Annotated in this window: 1 protein-coding gene; it reads left to right on the top strand. The window is 45.9% G+C overall.

Going from position 1 to position 1,464, the window contains the following annotated elements:
* The coding region (locus Q0140_RS11515) for a DNA primase family protein (protein ID WP_297964724.1) at positions 1 to 1,464 on the top strand (1,464 nt) is incomplete at both ends.

Here is a 1,464-nt window from a genome sequence, read left to right as displayed (position 1 = left end):
CAGATGGGACGAGTATCTGGAGTTGCTGCGCGGCAAAGATGTTTATATCTGGTTTGACCACGACGAGGCGGGATATGAAAACGCGATCAAAAGGTATTACGAAATCAAGCCTGTAGCGCGAAGCACCCATATCGTGCTATTTTATATGCTCGAAAAAGACCTGAATAAAAAATATGACATCAGCGATTGGCTCTACAACCATACCTCAAAGATCACAAATGACAATATGTTTGATCTGCTGGCGTTTAGCTGCTTCGAGCCGACAAACATCGTGATCGATGAGATTTGCGATTATTTTCCGAATTTGCGCGAGAAGCTGGCGCCCTTCCGACGCGGCAAGATCGTGCACTATTTCGATGAAATTTTTGACGAGTTTTTGCTAACCGATAAGGACGGCAACTGCGTCAATATATTCACCGTCAGGGGCGAGTTGGACGAACCCTACATCAATACTATCCTAAAAAACGCCAAGGCGCTCAAGAAATCAGATAGCGATACCTACGAAAGGATCAAGAGAGCTTTTTTCGACGGCGCGCTCATAGGCGAGATCGCCCAAAAAGATTGGGATAAGTATAGCGCGACGTTTGATAAGCTACTTCAGATCGACAAGACCGTGCTTACGAATTACCACCAAACCCACATCGTGGATATGGTAGAGAGCTTCCTCGCTTCGGTAGAGAAGCTAGGCTATCCTTTCGCGCAATACAAGGGAGAGCTGTATTTCTGGACGAAAACGCACTACGCTAGGGTCGATCTGCGCGTGTTAAATCACTTCCTGCAAGAGTATTGGATGCCGAGGGCTTGCGTGGACGTGAAGAAAAAGAGCGTGGATAACTCCACGAAGATCATTGAAAATTTGCTTAACAAGGCTCACCCGCTCGATACGATCAAACGCGACGAGCAAAGGCGAGTTATAAATTTAACCAACGGCACGATCTTTATCTCGAAGTATGGAAACATCACCTTTAAATCGCGCCACGAAAAGGGTGACGGCGCACTTAATATCTTGGATTTTGCATACGACAAAAACGCTACCTGCCCGAAATGGAATAGATTTCTACGCCAAATTTTAGCGGACAAGGACGACATCAAGACCTTGATGGAGTTTATCGGATACTGTTTCTTGCCGAGCCACGAATTCGAAAGCTTTCTGTTTTTATACGGCAAAAGCGGTGCGAACGGCAAGAGCGTTATCCTAGATACTATTCGCAACTTTTTCGGCGAAGACAACGTCTCAAGCCTCCAGCTTCAGCAGTTCGAGGGGCACCAGCTTTACGGACTTTCAAACAAACTCATTAACATTGGAACTGAGATTGATAAGAATGGCACCGACAAGGGCCAGCTTGCAAACCTAAAAGCCCTCGTATCCACGAAGGACCAAATTATGATAAACCCAAAAAATGAGAAGCCTTTTAACCTTTTGCCGAATGAAAAGCCCAAACTCGCCTTTTCGGGAAACGCCAA

Source organism: uncultured Campylobacter sp. (assembly GCF_938045405.1).
GTDB lineage: Bacteria > Campylobacterota > Campylobacteria > Campylobacterales > Campylobacteraceae > Campylobacter_B.
This window is presented reverse-complemented; position numbering and strand designations above follow the sequence as displayed.